16 protein-coding genes are annotated in these 14,170 nt (G+C 62.0%); 10 read left to right on the plus strand and 6 right to left on the minus strand.

All coding sequences use genetic code 11. From position 1 onward, the window contains the following. The first annotated feature begins 63 nt into the window (after window positions 1-63). The 3 genes from uvrB to HMPREF9695_RS16335 all read left to right on the plus strand — a co-directional run bounded on the left by uvrB (window position 64) and on the right by HMPREF9695_RS16335 (window position 4,498). Window positions 64-2,913, plus strand: a complete 2,850-nt coding sequence (gene uvrB, locus HMPREF9695_RS16325; protein WP_051055024.1) for an excinuclease ABC subunit UvrB — start codon at window positions 64-66, stop codon at window positions 2,911-2,913. 140 nt (window positions 2,914-3,053) lie between these two features. After that, window positions 3,054-4,034 (plus strand): LLM class flavin-dependent oxidoreductase, encoded by a 981-nt coding sequence (locus HMPREF9695_RS16330; protein WP_041712842.1) that lies wholly within the window; start codon window positions 3,054-3,056, stop codon window positions 4,032-4,034. A gap of 98 nt (window positions 4,035-4,132) precedes the next feature. After that, complete coding sequence (locus HMPREF9695_RS16335; protein ID WP_006021979.1) at window positions 4,133-4,498, plus strand: hypothetical protein; 366 nt, start codon at window positions 4,133-4,135, stop codon at window positions 4,496-4,498. 77 nt (window positions 4,499-4,575) lie between these two features. Here the strand turns inward: HMPREF9695_RS16335 and HMPREF9695_RS26430 are convergent, their stop codons facing one another. Continuing rightward, window positions 4,576-4,743 (minus strand): hypothetical protein, encoded by a 168-nt coding sequence (locus HMPREF9695_RS26430; RefSeq protein WP_157223973.1) that lies wholly within the window; start codon window positions 4,741-4,743, stop codon window positions 4,576-4,578. A gap of 141 nt (window positions 4,744-4,884) precedes the next feature. Here HMPREF9695_RS26430 and HMPREF9695_RS16340 point away from each other — a divergent pair, with 141 nt between their 5' ends. Beyond that, on the plus strand, window positions 4,885-5,256 hold the full coding sequence (locus HMPREF9695_RS16340) for a tRNA-binding protein (protein WP_006021981.1): 372 nt from the start codon (window positions 4,885-4,887) through the stop codon (window positions 5,254-5,256). 17 nt (window positions 5,257-5,273) lie between these two features. Here the strand turns inward: HMPREF9695_RS16340 and HMPREF9695_RS16345 are convergent, their stop codons facing one another. Both HMPREF9695_RS16345 and HMPREF9695_RS16350 read right to left on the minus strand, forming a co-directional pair. Further along, the gene (locus HMPREF9695_RS16345) at window positions 5,274-6,245 is read right to left on the minus strand and encodes an ATP-dependent 6-phosphofructokinase (RefSeq protein WP_006021982.1); all 972 of its coding nucleotides are present in this window, start codon (window positions 6,243-6,245) and stop codon (window positions 5,274-5,276) included. A gap of 111 nt (window positions 6,246-6,356) precedes the next feature. After that, window positions 6,357-7,439 (minus strand): aromatic ring-hydroxylating oxygenase subunit alpha, encoded by a 1,083-nt coding sequence (locus tag HMPREF9695_RS16350; protein ID WP_006021983.1) that lies wholly within the window; start codon window positions 7,437-7,439, stop codon window positions 6,357-6,359. A 180-nt stretch (window positions 7,440-7,619) separates the two neighbouring features. Between HMPREF9695_RS16350 and HMPREF9695_RS16355 the strand changes: the two genes are divergently transcribed. Continuing rightward, window positions 7,620-8,312, plus strand: a complete 693-nt coding sequence (locus tag HMPREF9695_RS16355; protein WP_006021984.1) for a hypothetical protein — start codon at window positions 7,620-7,622, stop codon at window positions 8,310-8,312. 150 nt (window positions 8,313-8,462) lie between these two features. Beyond that, entirely contained in the window at window positions 8,463-8,918 is a 456-nt protein-coding gene (locus HMPREF9695_RS16360; RefSeq protein ID WP_006021985.1) for a nuclear transport factor 2 family protein, read from the plus strand. A gap of 27 nt (window positions 8,919-8,945) precedes the next feature. Here the strand turns inward: HMPREF9695_RS16360 and HMPREF9695_RS16365 are convergent, their stop codons facing one another. Further along, a complete protein-coding gene (locus tag HMPREF9695_RS16365; RefSeq protein WP_006021986.1) occupies window positions 8,946-10,211 on the minus strand; it encodes a serine hydrolase domain-containing protein in 1,266 nt (421 codons plus the stop codon). 149 nt (window positions 10,212-10,360) lie between these two features. Here HMPREF9695_RS16365 and HMPREF9695_RS16370 point away from each other — a divergent pair, with 149 nt between their 5' ends. The 4 genes from HMPREF9695_RS16370 (at window position 10,361) to HMPREF9695_RS16385 (ending at window position 12,963) form a co-directional block, all read left to right on the plus strand. Then, window positions 10,361-10,606, plus strand: coding sequence for a hypothetical protein (locus HMPREF9695_RS16370; protein ID WP_006021987.1), 246 nt, complete (start codon window positions 10,361-10,363; stop codon window positions 10,604-10,606). Between the two features lie 236 nt (window positions 10,607-10,842). Beyond that, window positions 10,843-11,274: a nuclear transport factor 2 family protein gene (locus HMPREF9695_RS16375; RefSeq protein WP_006021988.1), complete on the plus strand. Its 432-nt coding sequence runs from the start codon at window positions 10,843-10,845 to the stop codon at window positions 11,272-11,274. A 217-nt stretch (window positions 11,275-11,491) separates the two neighbouring features. Then, window positions 11,492-12,376, plus strand: a complete 885-nt coding sequence (locus HMPREF9695_RS16380) for a hypothetical protein (RefSeq protein ID WP_006021989.1) — start codon at window positions 11,492-11,494, stop codon at window positions 12,374-12,376. Between the two features lie 173 nt (window positions 12,377-12,549). Next, window positions 12,550-12,963: a hypothetical protein gene (locus tag HMPREF9695_RS16385; RefSeq protein WP_006021990.1), complete on the plus strand. Its 414-nt coding sequence runs from the start codon at window positions 12,550-12,552 to the stop codon at window positions 12,961-12,963. Window positions 12,964-13,068: 105 nt separating this feature from the next. On the opposite strand, the gene HMPREF9695_RS16390 is transcribed toward HMPREF9695_RS16385, so the two are convergent. Both HMPREF9695_RS16390 and HMPREF9695_RS16395 read right to left on the minus strand, forming a co-directional pair. Then, window positions 13,069-13,548 (minus strand): MaoC family dehydratase, encoded by a 480-nt coding sequence (locus HMPREF9695_RS16390; RefSeq protein WP_006021991.1) that lies wholly within the window; start codon window positions 13,546-13,548, stop codon window positions 13,069-13,071. A gap of 8 nt (window positions 13,549-13,556) precedes the next feature. After that, window positions 13,557-14,015, minus strand: a complete 459-nt coding sequence (locus HMPREF9695_RS16395) for a MaoC family dehydratase (protein ID WP_006021992.1) — start codon at window positions 14,013-14,015, stop codon at window positions 13,557-13,559. Window positions 14,016-14,170: the final 155 nt, after the last annotated feature.

A 14,170-nucleotide genomic window follows, 5' to 3' on the forward strand; every position in this document is an offset into this window, starting at 1 on the left:
TTCGTTCACGGCGGCGAAGAAAACGCCCTTTTCTCTCCGCACTCCGCGCCCCATATTCCGCTCATGGCGAAGAACCCCGATTCCGCGAAGAAGCCTCCCAAAACCCCGAAATCGAAAGCCCATCGTCCAGATGTGCAGCCGATCGGGCCCGCGCTGGCGGAGCTTTTGAACCCGGCGATCAACCGCGGCGATGCAGGCATGGGCTCCGGCACCGGTTTGCAGCCGCCGCCGGACAATTCAAAGGACCGGCGCTCCGGCGGCGAGGCCGCGATCCATCGCGCGCGCAAATCGACGCCGAAGGGTTTTGTCGAGGGCGAGCCCCGCCCGACCCCGCTCCAGCCCGCTCCGCAGCCAGCCGGTGCGAGCCGCGGGTTCGACGAAGCCCCGCAGGCCAACTACGGCACAAGCGCGCCGATCCCGACCCTCGATCCTGAACTGGCGAAGCAGCTCGGCTACGATGTCGATGACGACGACTCGTTTCGTCCGGCACGCAACAAGATGGAATCGCTGGGCGTTCAGGCCACCGCCGACGCACTGGAAAACCTGATCCGCGACGGCCGCCCTGAATTTCGCAAGAATGACGGCTCACTGAAGGTCTGGACGCCGCATCGCCCGCCCCGCCCGGAGAAATCCGAAGGCGGCGTGCGCTTTGAGCTCAAGTCCGCCTATGAGCCGAAGGGCGACCAGCCGACCGCGATCAAGGAACTGGTCGAAGGCATCCAGCGCAACGACCGCACGCAGGTGCTGCTCGGCGTCACCGGCTCGGGCAAGACCTACACCATGGCGAAGGTGATCGAGGCCACGCAGCGCCCCGCGATCATCCTCGCGCCCAACAAGACGCTGGCGGCGCAGCTCTACGGCGAGTTCAAGAGCTTTTTTCCCGACAATGCGGTGGAATATTTCGTCTCGTACTACGACTACTATCAGCCCGAAGCCTACGTCCCCCGCACCGACACCTATATCGAGAAGGATTCCTCGATCAACGAGCAGATCGACCGGATGCGCCACTCGGCGACGCGCGCGCTGCTGGAGCGCGACGACGTCATCATCGTCGCCTCGGTGTCGTGCATCTACGGTATCGGCTCGGTCGAGACCTACACCGCGATGACCTTCGCGATGAAGCGCGGCGAGCGCGTCGACCAGCGCCAGCTCATCGCCGACCTCGTCGCCCTGCAATACAAGCGCACCTCGGCGGATTTCACCCGCGGCACCTTCCGCGTGCGCGGCGACACGCTCGACATCTTCCCGGCGCACTATGAAGACCGCGCTTGGCGCGTGAACATGTTCGGCGACACCATCGAGAGCATCGAGGAGTTCGATCCGCTCACCGGCCACAAGCAGGACGAGCTCGAATTCATCAAGATCTACGCCAACTCGCACTATGTCACGCCGCGGCCGACGCTGATCCAGGCCATCAAGGGCATCAAGACCGAATTGAAATGGCGGCTCGACCAGTTGAACGCGCAGGGCCGTCTGCTCGAAGCGCAGCGCCTTGAACAGCGCACCACCTTCGATCTCGAAATGATGGAAGCGACCGGAAGCTGCGCCGGCATCGAAAACTATTCCCGCTATCTCACCGGCCGCAAACCGGGCGAGCCGCCGCCGACGCTGTTCGAATATGTGCCGGACAACGCGCTGGTCTTCGCGGACGAAAGCCATGTCAGCGTGCCGCAGATCGGCGCGATGTTCAAAGGCGACTTCCGCCGCAAGGCGACGCTCGCCGAATACGGCTTCCGCCTGCCCTCCTGCATGGACAACCGTCCGCTGCGCTTTGAAGAGTGGGACATGATGCGCCCGCAGTCGATCGCAGTATCGGCGACGCCCGGCGCCTGGGAGTTGAACGAGTCCGGCGGCGTGTTCGTCGAACAGGTGATCCGCCCGACCGGACTGATTGACCCGCCGGTCAATATCCGCCCCGCCCGCACGCAGGTCGACGATCTGGTCGGCGAGGTCCGCGCCACGGCGCAGGCCGGCTATCGCTCGCTGATCACCGTGCTGACCAAGCGCATGGCGGAAGACCTCACCGAATATCTGCACGAGCAGGGCATACGCGTGCGCTACATGCACTCGGACATCGACACCATCGAGCGCATCGAGATCATCCGCGACCTGCGCCTCGGCGCATTCGACGCGCTGGTCGGCATCAACCTGCTGCGCGAAGGCCTCGACATTCCGGAATGCGCGCTGGTCGCCATTCTCGATGCCGACAAGGAAGGTTTTCTGCGCTCTGAAACTTCACTGATCCAGACCATCGGCCGCGCCGCGCGTAACGTTGACGGCAAGGTCATCCTGTATGCGGATCAAATCACCGGATCGATGGAACGCGCCATCGCCGAGACCGATCGCCGCCGCGAGAAGCAGGTTGAATACAACACCGCCCACGGCATCACGCCGGAAAGCATCAAGCGCGACATCGGCGATATTCTCGGCAGCGTCTATGAGCGCGACCATGTGCTGGTGGAAATCGGCGACGGCGGCATGGCCGACGACGCGGTCGCCATCGGCCACAACTTCGAGGCGGTGCTGGCCGATCTCGAGACCCGGATGCGCGAAGCCGCTGCCGATCTGAACTTCGAAGAAGCCGCACGCCTGCGCGACGAGGTCAAGCGCCTGCGCGCCACTGAGCTGGCCGTGGTGGACGATCCGACCATCAAGCAGCGCGGCGTCGCGGCGAAGGCCGGCGCCTATGCCGGCAAGAAGAAGTACGGCGACGCTGCGAATTTACCGGCGCAACTGGACAAGGCCGCGGCTAAAATGAAATCGCGCGCGCGCAAGCCGACGCTGGACGAGATGGGTCCGGGGATGGAAAGCAAGATTTTCCAGCCCACCAACTCGCGCCAGTCCGGGCCTGAATTCTCCGGCCGCTCCACCGGCGGCGCGCCGGGCAAGCGCGGCGGATGGAAGAAGCGGTAGGCGAACTTCGCCTACTGGGCGGCATGGCGGTTGTAGAATCCGTCTCCATATAAAGCGGGATCAGACCATCCCGCGTGCTTGTCTCGCTGGACGCCGCTCCGCGCATCCTCCTGACGGCCCGCTTCCAGCCCGAGAGCACCATGACACCTCTGTCCATCCTCGACCTTGTGCGCGTCACGGAAGAAACCGACGCACGCGGCGCGCTCGACAACGCCCGCGATCTTGCCTCTCACGCCGAAGGCTGGGGCTATCGCCGCATCTGGGTGGCCGAGCATCACAACATGGCTGGGATTGCCAGCGCCGCGACCTCGATCGTGCTGGCGCATATCGCCGCCGGAACGAAGACCATCCGCGTCGGCGCAGGCGGCATCATGCTGCCGAACCATGCGCCCTATGTGATCGCCGAGCAGTTCGGAACATTGGAGCGGCTGTTTCCCGGACGCATCGATCTTGGGCTGGGCCGTGCGCCGGGGACCGATCAACTTACGCTGCGCGCGTTGCGGCGCTCGCCCGAAGCTGCCGACAATTTTCCTCAGGACGTGCTGGAAGTGCAGGCCTTCCTGGCGCCCGCCGGTCCGAACCAGCGCATCCAGGCGGTGCCCGCTGCCGGCACGAACGTGCCGCTGTGGATTCTCGGGTCAAGCCATTTCGGTGCGATGCTCGCCGCTGAACTCGGACTGCCATATGCATTCGCCTCGCATTTCGCACCCGACGAACTGATCCCGGCGCTGGAGATTTATCGCAGCCGCTTCAAGCCTTCGGAGCAACTGGACCGGCCCTACGCCATGGTCGGCGTCAATGTGATCGCAGCCGGAAGCGACGGCGAAGCCCGGCGGCTCGCAACGACGCAGCAGATGTCCTTCACCAATCTTTTCCGCGGCGCACGCGGCCTCAGCCAGCCGCCCATCGATGACATCGAGACCTATTGGACGCCGTCGGAAAAGGCGCAGGCCATGCGCATGCTCGCACGCTCCATCATCGGCTCGCCGCAGACGGTTCGCGCCGGGATCGATGCGCTGGTGAAAGAGACCGGCGCCGACGAACTGATCGTGGTCTCCGATGTCTATGACCATCCAACGCGCTTGAGGTCGTTTGAGATGATCGCCGACGCGGCCCGTTAACGGAACGACGGCACAACGTCTGCGTGATGACAGATTTGCCATCCCCCCTCGCCCCCTGCTAGGTCATCGTCAGATTTCCGACCTGGGGGACTGACCAAATGGCCGACGCCGATCTCGATGCGCTCATCCGGCAGCTTGCGAAGCAGCAGCACAAGACTCTGACCGCCGCCGTCAAGAAGCAGCGGGACCGCTACGCGGCCCTCGCCGCCAAGGCGAAGGACGCCCAGGGCAGGCAGCTCAACAGGCAGCTTGCAAAGGATGCGCTGGAGATCGGCACTTCAACGGTGAAGCGGCTGCAGATGTCGGCGGACAATGCCGCTTACAGCCACGCACGATCGATGCGGCAGGCGGTTGACGCGGCCAAGGAGGCCGCGAAGAAAGCCGTGAAGGAGACAAAGGACGGCAAGCCGAAGACCTCTTCGAAGAAGGGCACGAAGAAAAAGCCGGTGAAATCCGGAAGCTGAATGGAAGTTACGCCGCCCTGCTGCAAGTCCTTGAAGATGGATTGCCGGGTCAAGCCCGGTAATGACGGGCGGATGCCTCAATGGCGATAGCCGAAACTGGCGAAACGTAGGGACTCATCACAAATCCCGCCGCCGACGTTTTTCGTCGCCACGTTTTTCGCCTGAATTCTCAGTTCGCACCGCGTCATCGCGGGCTTTCTCCGAGAAAACTCGGTGCGCCGGACAGGACGGATTGCAGCGATCATGCTGTCTCTGGTTAAGGACAGCGGTCCCATCGTCCCGTCGGGAGCTAAAGCATATTAGCACCGGACATCATCCTGTCTATCTGGAACCCAGGTGTTCCACTTAACATGCGTCTACAGGACGCATTTGTTTCCGAGACGCGAATGCAATCGAGGACTATGACCTCCTCCCCCATCACCTATGACGACTTCGCCAAGGTCGACCTGCGCGTCGGACGTGTTCTTGAAGTTCAGCCGTTTCCGAAAGCGCGCAACCCGTCGTGGAAGGTGCGTGTCGATCTCGGTGAGCTTGGCGAGAAATGGTCGAGCGCGCAGATCACCAACTACACGGCGGAGCAGCTTGTTGGTTCACTGGTGATATGCGTGAGCAATTTCCCCCCGCGCAATATCGCAGGCTTCATGTCGGAGGTGCTGATCCTTGGCGCACCTGATGCCAACGGAAAGGTCATCCTGCTGTCACCGCGCAAGGATGACTCCGGCTACGACATCGTAGCACCCGGCGCGAAGGTTTACTGACGCGTGACCCGCAGAATCTACTTTGCCAGCACGCGGGCGAGTTCGATCAGATTGGTGGAGATCGGCTTGGTGCGTCCGGCGATCTCCGCCAGCGGCGTGCGCGTGATTTCCCCGCGCTGCTCGCCGATCAGCACACCCGACACGCCTTCGGCCAGCGACGTGAGCGCAGCGACGCCAAGCCGCGTTGCCAGCAGCCTGTCGAAGGCCGTCGGCGGCGCGCCGCGCACGACATGGCCAAGCACGGTCGCGCGCAGTTCGAATCCTGCCATACCGCCGTTGCTTTCGAAATATTGCATGATACGCGCGGCATTCTCCTTGACGCCTTCGGCGAGCACCACGATCGCATGGGTCTTGCCGCGTTCATAAGCCGCGCGCAGCCGCTCGGCGATCTCAAACGCCGACACTTCGAATTCAGGCGTCGAGATAACCTCAGCGCCGCCGGCAAGGCCCGCCATCATGGCGAGATAGCCGCAGTTGCGCCCCATGGTCTCGACCAGAAACGCGCGGGTGTGCGACGAGCCCGTGGTGCGCAGATTGTCGATGGCTCCGACCGTCACGTTGATGGCGGTGTCGCAGCCGATGGTGACATCGGTGCCGTAAAGATCGTTGTCGATGGTCGATGCGATGCCGACCACGGGGAAGCCGACGCCATGCAGCGCTGCGGAGCCCGTCTGGGAGCCGTTGCCGCCGATCACCACCAGGGCATCAATGCCGCGCGTCGCCAGATTGCGCAGCGCTTTCGAACGGCCGCCTTCCTCGCGGAATTCCTTCGAGCGCGCACTGCCGAGAAACGTCCCGCCGATCTGGATGATGCCGCCGACATCGCGCGCACTGAGCCGGGTCATGCGATCGTCGATCAGGCCCTGCCAGCCTTCACGCACACCATAGACCGCGATGTCGCGATTGAGCGCGCTACGCGTCACCGCACGAATCGCCGCATTCATGCCGGGGGCGTCGCCGCCGCTGGTCAGAATCGCAATTGCTTTCATGAAACGTGCCCCGTGAACCGGATCACCCGGACTCTATGATGCCTCCGGCAGAACGACAACGCATGACACAACAGCCCGTTCCTGACGACGGCTTCCGTTTCGGGAGCGGGTCTAGACAGACTTGGCAGGGCCCGTCATCGGCTGACCGTTGGCCGCCAGCAGCGCGCGCAGATCGCGAATGGGCGGAAACACCTCGACATTCCAATCCGCCCCCTGGGCATCGTGCGCACGCTGCTCCATTTCGACGATTTCGCGATCCTCGGCGAAGATCCGTTCGGTGAACCAAACCAAGGCCGGCCACGCAAGATCGAGCAGACCAGGTATTTTCGGACGGCGCACTGACAGCAATCCAAACGTACGATTGAATTTCTGCTCGGCATCCACCGGGGTATAGGCGATCCACAGGTGCATCACCGGCTCGTCGCCGGAGGTCCAGATCCGCAATGTCTGATAGGGATACTCGGTGCGGATCGTCATCAGATCCTGACTGACTTTGGAAGCACCGCGGCGGCTGCTCAGGATCAGCGCTTCCCCGAGCGGCTGGCTGCCTTCGGTGCGCGCAAAGCTGTAATCGACTTCGATCCAGTCCTCGCCCTTGCGGCGGCCAAGATAGCGCGGCGCGATCTTGCCCATCTGGCGGCGATGCAGAAACTGATGGTTCATGTCCATCAGGTTCTCGTGCATGAACGTATAGTGACAACGAACCTGCTTGCCGAAGCGGCGGGTCTTGAAAGCCTTGTCATGCGCCGAGCCAAGCGGGCCCAGCTCGGTTATCGCTTTCGGATCGCCGGGCCAGATCAGGATCAGGCCGTCCTGCTCGCGGCAGGGATAGGCGCGAACGCCGTTCGGCAGCTTGTCCTTGCCCAGATAAGGCACATCAATGCATTTGCCGGACGCGTCATAAGTCCAGCCATGGTAGCAGCAGCGCACCGCACAGCCTTCCACGACGCCCTTCGACAACGGCACCTGCCGGTGGGCGCAGCGATCCTCGAGTGCAAAGACCGCTCCACCGTCCTTCGGACGGATGAGCACGATGGGCTCGCCGGCGAATTGCGCGGCATAGGTCTTGCCGGGCTTGAGTTCTTTCGACCACGCCAGCGGGTACCAGTGATCGGGATGTGAGCCGATGCGGCGAAGGTCGATGTCTGGTGGCTGGACGAGTTGGCGGGTGGGCAAATCGAGAGTATCGGACATGAGGCCCCTTGGCATTGCTAAGTCCAGAGCTTGCGCCTGGACTGGCGCAAATATAGCGCCTGATTGGGTTTGTCTGGAAGTTGTGGTTTCATCGTGACCGATCACGTCATCGCGCCTTGGCGGGGGTAACAGTTTCTCATATGACTATTGCTGACTCCGGCTCTCGACGGACACATGACGATGCATCTGCGACCGGCCAGCCTTTGCGCATTTCTTGTCCTGTTTTGCGTTGTGGCAGCCCCCGCTGACGCCGCGAAGAAAGCCGACAAGCCCGCCAAACCGGCGGAGCCGATGGCGCAGGATACGTCGCTTAACAATGTGAAGGATGCGCCGAAGGCTCCGTCGCTGGCCTGCGAAGGATCATTTGCGAAGGATGCGACGCACGCCAAGCTGGTTACCGAATTCGGCACGAAACACGTCGTGTTCAAGGACGTCGAAGTCACCAGCGGCGTCCTGACCAAGGCGACTGTCATTTTCGACGATGATCCGACCCGGCGCTTGGTGATCTACTGGAAGGACGACAAGGCCCGCGCCAGACCCGCCTCCATCTCGATCGAAGCGCCTTCGACATGGACCGGCCCCGGCGGCGTGCGCAATGGCCTGTCGCTGAAAGAACTGGAGAAGCTCAACGGCGAGACCTTCAGCATCACCGGATTTGGCGGCATCGGCGGCGGCGAAGTGTCGAAACTCAGCGGTCCGTTCGTCAACCTGGCGGGGGACTGCACGCTGAAGATCCGTTTCGAGCCCGGCATTGCCAGTCCATTGCCGCCGCGTTTTGCGGCGGTAACGGGAGACCAACTCATCGTCTCGAAGAATCTGCTTCTGCGCCGGGTGCGCCCACAGGTTTTGCAGTGGAGCCTCAACTATCGGTAAATTTTCGCTGCGTCGCCGTCCGCACGCGACGGATGCCGTCGCGAAAATCGTCGGCACATTAGAGAGACTTCGTTAAACCTCGCATCGCATGCGGCTTGATCCTCCGGCGGTTCCCACTTACGGAACCGCCAGCTTGGGGAGACAAACGCAATGAACGATCATCGGTCCGAACAGTGCGTGCGGACTTTTCTCGACGCTTTCTATGCCGGTGACGCGCCGCGCATGGAGCAATGCTGCGACGACGCGTTTACCTCGATCACCTATGCGCCCGTGGAAATTTTTCCGCATCTCGGCCTCAAGCAAAGCAAGGCGTGGATCGCAAAGGCCATCCAGATCCAGCGCGAGCGCTATTCGAGCAGGCATCACATCATCGATTTTGTGATCGCGAATGAAACGCACGGCGCAGCATTCGTGCAGGCGACTCTGACCAAACGCAGCGATCAGCGCATCATCCGGCTCAATATCGGAGAATTCTTTACACTGCGCGACGGCCTCATCGTCGAATATCGCTCGCTGTTCGATTCCTTCGATCTGGTACAGCAATTGATCGGTGAAGATCTGACCGGTGAATTCTCCATCCGCGTCAGAAACGCGATGCGGCAGTAGCCACGCCGCGCGGTCTCGACCCGGGTCTCACCGCGCCGCCGAGACGCCAAGCTCCCGCACCAGTCCGAACCACAGCGCAGTCAGTTCGCGCGCCGCTGGATCCTTGCTCGGCTTCAGCCGGACGGCGGTATGCACCAGCACAAGCTTCGACGCCGGATCGACGAAGATCGCCTGGCCATTGGTCCCTAGCATCGCGAACATGCGGCGCTTGGCCGGCATGATCCAGGTCTGGTAACCATAGCCATAAAACGGCGTCGCCACGCGCGGCGCACGGAATGAACCTTCAGGCGCGGTGGTCGCCTCGATCACCCATGCTTCCGGAATGATTCCGCCGCCGTCTCGCGCAAGCAGAAGACCAAAGCGCGCATAGTCGCGCAGCCGCGCAGCGAGACAGCAATAGGCCTGCTCCTGATTGTGCCCGTCGACGGTCCAGCTTGCTTCATCTTCCGCGCCCATCGGCTTCCAGATTTTTTCCGACAGATAATCCGACAGGCGCTTGCCGGTCGCAGCCATCAGCACAAGGCCGAGCGTTTCGGTCTGCGATCCCGCATAGGCGAATTTCGTCTCGGGCGGCGCGGCACGGGTGTTGTAGCGGCGGAGCAGGTTAGCGGCGCTCGGCAGATCGGAGCGGCGCAGGTCGCGGCTGAACGCAAAGGCATCATCGGTGCCGTCGTATCGTTCGGAAAATTCGATCCCCGCGCTCATGGTCAGGAGCGCGCGCAGCGAGGTCTGGCCGTAGGCGCTGCCCTTCATCTCCGGCACATAGTCCTGCGCCTTGTCCTCAATGGAGCGGATCTTGCCTTCCTTGATGGCAATCCCCACCAGCATCGCCACCATGGTCTTCACCATGGAGTTGGACAGCAGGCGATCGGTGTCGCGGCGTCCGTATTGATAGCGCTCGAACAGGATCGTCGAATCCCTGACGATCAGCAGTCCCGTCGTGGGATGACGGGCAAGGTACTGATCGATGGTGCGGCGCTCGCCATCGAAGTCATAGGTCCAGGCCGTACGATCGCAGTCGCGGGCCAGCGGCGAAGGCGTGGCTGGCGGAAACACCGCATGGGCCGGAAGCAGTTTGTCGAAATTGCTGAATGTCGCGACCATGTAGTTCTGCTTCGTGCGGTCGGCGATGGTGCCAAGCGGATAGTTTTCGGCGGCGCCATAGGCCTCGGCATCCGGTCCGGAACGGGAGAATGACGGCTCGCAGGCCGCCTTTGCAGACGCGCCACCGGCCAGCAGCACGCAGACGCATGCCGCCGCACGTAACGAATACAGAGCGGATGAAAATGTCATCGGTGTCTCGGAGGTTTGCTGAAAAGCCCTTCGTGATTATGCAGCGAGGATGGCGCGGGACGGTCCGGCGTTCAAGCGGATGAACCTGCCGGCCCCCTCGCCCGACCAACCGTTGTCCGGGAGTTAGCCCCCGGATCACGGGGGATATGATGAAAGCAGTTGTTCTCGCCACCTTGGGGACCGTTGTCGGTCTCGTTCTCGGCGCCGCGGCCGGCATCCTGGCCGGAATCGCCTGGGTCAGCATTTTCGGGATCAGCGATTTCGAAGGTTACAGCGCGATGCTGGTGTTTTTTACCTTTGCCCCGGTCGGCGCCCTGTTCGGCGGACTTACCGGCGCGATTTGGGCTGCCTATGCCGCGTCACGCGCACGAATCCGCATGGAAGGCGACGCCTAGAGCCGGATCAGCCGATCGCCTGCCACTGCTTTGGGCGCTCCACACGCCTTGATTGAAATTTAAGCCGAACCCGCGCTTTGGGCATTTGTGCATTGCAATATCACGAGTGGTCAATCTGCTGAAATCCATTATGACCCGTATCATCAAGTGGAATTCCAGCTTTCTGGCACGGCGTCAGCGCGGACGCCCTTAGACCGTCTGCTGTTTGTTAAGTTACATTTCAGGACTTCAAAAAAATGACAGAGCACAGTCTCTGGCGTGTATCGCGCGCGTTTCACCGCGCGCTGAGTGAGCGTCAGACCGATCAGCTTGAATCCGTCCTCGACGACAATGTCGATTGGGCGATCTATGGCCCGATCGACATGTTTGCCTTTTTCGGGCCCCGGCGCGGCAAGCGGGCCGTGGTCGATGTCGTCCGCGAGATTTCCAGCATCGTGACACTCCACCGCAGCGAACGGGAATCCATCATGCTCGGCGAGGACTCGGCTGCGTCGATGATGAGGTATTCGCTGATGCCGGAAGCCAACGGCAATCCGATCAGTGTCCGCGTCGCCCTCTTCGTCCAGTTCAAGGCGGGACGCCTGAGCAGCCTCCGCGCCGTGATCGATACCTTCGACCTCGTCGAACAGACTCTTGGCCGCCAGATTCATCTGCCGAAGATCGCCTAACCAAGTGTATAAATGCTGGATGACAAGCCCCGCCCGCGCGGGGCTTTTTGTTTGGACGGGATAACGCGCGACGATCACAGCGGCTTGAACCCGCGCAACACAATTGCGACAAACACCATTGAAAGATGATCGCCGGAAGTCGCGACTGCTGCGTCGAAAGACGATATTAACCTGCATAGCGCCTGATCCGCCTGATCGATTTGCCGGACGCAATGCAATGACGCCGAAAATGCCGCAGCCAGCGAAATCCCCAAGGATCGTGACCGCACTGGCGATTGCCTGCGGCCTCTGGGCTGCCGTAGCCGGGCATGCACGGGCGGAAGACGGCACGCCTGCGGAAAACACCGAGACAGCCGCGCCGGAATTCGTCGAACCGGCGGATCTCGACTGGAGCGTGCTCAACAGCGATCCGAGATCGCTTTACGAATCCCCCGCTGCAATCGACCGCAAGATCCGCGCCGCGATCGACGACCCGTGGTCGTGGAGCCGCACCGACAAACCCGACGGCTCCTCCGCCGTCGCGATCAAGCAGCCGATTACTCCTTTCTTGGACACCCGCGTCGGCGCGGACCTCAACGTCACAACGAAGATGCCGATGACATCGTCGGAAGTGCTCGCGGAAAAAATCGCGCACAACAATCAGATCTCGCAATCATCCGGCAGCGCATGGGCTGCGATGACCGCGCCGGGCGTCGGCTCGATCTGGGACAAGACCGCCATCGAGGCGCGCACCGATCCGTCGCAGGAGCAAAGCAAGTTCGGAACGTCGCTGAGCAAGTCGCTGCCGTTCGGCGGCGATCAGTACGCACTCACCCTGCAGCACGGATACAATGTCACACAGCAAACGCTGGTGCCGGTGTTCGGCCTCGGCGCGTCATCGCGCATTTATGAAATCGATCAGTCCGCCAAGCTCGGCATCGCCGAAACCGGCACCAGTTTCATCGCAGGCCAGACACATTCCAGCGCCGACGACAAATGGCTGCGCCGGATTGGTGCGGAGCAGAAACTGTTCGGCGGCGTCACTGTGACCGGATCGGTCAGCGAAACCCCAAGCGGCGCTCCAAACAGCAGCCTGACCGCTGGCTTCAAGACACGCTGGTAGGTTCCACTTAACCGGGTGGCTACCATCCCGGGCTTTCCCGTTTTGTCCACTGTATGAATGCGCCTTAGCCGCATCCTCGCCGCGTTTCGGTCACGATCGGCTGGACACTTATACCGGTACTCGTCGTGCGGGGGACTCCGCGCTCGCTCAACCTGCGAAACAAGGAACAGCCGATGAACGCTTTGCCAGCAGAAAAGTCCGAAATGACCGATGAAGACAAGACCCTCGCCGCCGTCACCGACGTCGAAGCGGGCATTCGCGACTTCGTCCGCAAGGATGTCGCCTACCTTCGGCGCACGCCGGCCGCTCCTGGCACCGAGACACCTTCGGACGCCACCGCCGAGGCCGCTGTCAGCAGCGTCAACACGCTGATCCACCGTGTCGCAGGAGCTTCGGTTAGCGAAATCGAAACGTTGATTGCGGAGCTCGAAGGGCTGCGCACACTGATGCATAATGAAGGTCAGCGCATCCAGCGCGAACTGGCGGGCTATGCTCAGCTCGGGCAGACCGCGATGAAATCAACCCGAATGATCGCCGACAATCTGGCGCAGTGGAAGCGCTCGGCTCCCGAGCCGCGCCAGGACTAAACGATACTGAACGATACTCTGACCGCTGCACGATCCCGCGGATCGTGCCTTGGTAACCTCCCTGAGACTTGCCGCCCCTCGAACAGAGCGGGCGGCATTTTTCTGTCAGGAGATGGGGCGCCGAGCTGCGAACACCGAGCCCATGAACGAGAATGCCAGTTCGCCGCGCTGATTGACGCCGGTGTTGTAGAAACCGACGAAGCCGAATTGCGGCCGCGACTCCAGCGGGCGCTTCGACGTGATCTCGGAAACGTAGGTCAGCGTATCACCCGCCAGCACGGGCTTGAGCCATTTCAGTTCGCGAAATCCCGGCGACGGTCCCGACACGATCGGCTTCTCGCCGCGCGCCGCCAGTTCAGCGGCTTCACGCTGGAAGCTCGCCACCGTGAGCCGCATGTAAGTCGCCGCCACATGCCAGCCCGAAGCAGCGAGACCGCCGAACACGGAATGGCGCCCGGCTTCCTCGTCGAGATGAAACGGCTGCGGATCGAACTTGGCGGCGAAGGCCTTGATGCCTTCCGGCGTGAACGTGAACGATCCGAGTTCGCGGCGATCGCCGATATTCATGTCTTCGAAATATGGCATGGCTTGTCCTACTTCGCGCCGGCCGCGGCGCGGCGCAACACCATCAGAGGCAGCGTCGCCAGCATCAGCGTCTGTCCAGATGCGTTGCGCATGTCGTTCTTGATGTAAACGAACCCGACGTCAGAACGGCTCTTGGATTCACGCGTCGAGACCACGTCGACGGATATCGTGAGATCGTCGCCAGGACGCAATGGCGAAACCCAGCGCACCTCATCGACACCGGGCGAGCCGGCGGAGGCGATGTTGTGGATGAAACCGTCCCAGCAGATCCGCATCAGCAGCGAGCACATGTGCCAGCCTGAGCCCGACAGCCCCTTGAGGATCGTGCGGCGGGCGGCCTCCTCATCCAGATGCATCGGCTGCGGATCGAACTCTGAAGCGAAGGCGATAATATCGTCGCGGGAGACGTGGTGCGGGCCGAATGTGCCGAAATGGCCGGGCTTGAAGTCTTCGAATGTCAGTTTCATCGTTTCTATCGTGCTGTGGATAGGCGCAGTTTGGCCGTTATTTGAGGACACCTCAAGCGGTGCGTTTCGCGGTCAGCTTCCGTCCTTTTCGGCGATATGCGACAACCTTCACCATCCGGAGCGATTCAGCCGGTCGCTGATTCGCCTACCGTCCT

Origin of the sequence: Afipia broomeae ATCC 49717 (genome assembly GCF_000314675.2) — a bacterium.
GTDB lineage: Bacteria > Pseudomonadota > Alphaproteobacteria > Rhizobiales > Xanthobacteraceae > Afipia > Afipia broomeae.

Excerpts from the sequence above, each read along its gene's own strand:
- uvrB (WP_051055024.1), top strand. The coding sequence starts at position 64 with ATGGCGAAGAACCCCGATTCCGCGAAGAAGCCTCCCAAAACCCCGAAA.
- HMPREF9695_RS16330 (WP_041712842.1), top strand. The coding sequence starts at position 3,054 with ATGACACCTCTGTCCATCCTCGACCTTGTGCGCGTCACGGAAGAAACC.
- HMPREF9695_RS16335 (WP_006021979.1), top strand. The coding sequence starts at position 4,133 with ATGGCCGACGCCGATCTCGATGCGCTCATCCGGCAGCTTGCGAAGCAG.
- HMPREF9695_RS26430 (WP_157223973.1), bottom strand. The coding sequence starts at position 4,743 with ATGATCGCTGCAATCCGTCCTGTCCGGCGCACCGAGTTTTCTCGGAGA.
- HMPREF9695_RS16340 (WP_006021981.1), top strand. The coding sequence starts at position 4,885 with ATGCAATCGAGGACTATGACCTCCTCCCCCATCACCTATGACGACTTC.
- HMPREF9695_RS16345 (WP_006021982.1), bottom strand. The coding sequence starts at position 6,245 with ATGAAAGCAATTGCGATTCTGACCAGCGGCGGCGACGCCCCCGGCATG.
- HMPREF9695_RS16350 (WP_006021983.1), bottom strand. The coding sequence starts at position 7,439 with ATGTCCGATACTCTCGATTTGCCCACCCGCCAACTCGTCCAGCCACCA.
- HMPREF9695_RS16355 (WP_006021984.1), top strand. The coding sequence starts at position 7,620 with ATGCATCTGCGACCGGCCAGCCTTTGCGCATTTCTTGTCCTGTTTTGC.
- HMPREF9695_RS16360 (WP_006021985.1), top strand. The coding sequence starts at position 8,463 with ATGAACGATCATCGGTCCGAACAGTGCGTGCGGACTTTTCTCGACGCT.
- HMPREF9695_RS16365 (WP_006021986.1), bottom strand. The coding sequence starts at position 10,211 with ATGACATTTTCATCCGCTCTGTATTCGTTACGTGCGGCGGCATGCGTC.
- HMPREF9695_RS16370 (WP_006021987.1), top strand. The coding sequence starts at position 10,361 with ATGAAAGCAGTTGTTCTCGCCACCTTGGGGACCGTTGTCGGTCTCGTT.
- HMPREF9695_RS16375 (WP_006021988.1), top strand. The coding sequence starts at position 10,843 with ATGACAGAGCACAGTCTCTGGCGTGTATCGCGCGCGTTTCACCGCGCG.
- HMPREF9695_RS16380 (WP_006021989.1), top strand. The coding sequence starts at position 11,492 with ATGACGCCGAAAATGCCGCAGCCAGCGAAATCCCCAAGGATCGTGACC.
- HMPREF9695_RS16385 (WP_006021990.1), top strand. The coding sequence starts at position 12,550 with ATGAACGCTTTGCCAGCAGAAAAGTCCGAAATGACCGATGAAGACAAG.
- HMPREF9695_RS16390 (WP_006021991.1), bottom strand. The coding sequence starts at position 13,548 with ATGCCATATTTCGAAGACATGAATATCGGCGATCGCCGCGAACTCGGA.
- HMPREF9695_RS16395 (WP_006021992.1), bottom strand. The coding sequence starts at position 14,015 with ATGAAACTGACATTCGAAGACTTCAAGCCCGGCCATTTCGGCACATTC.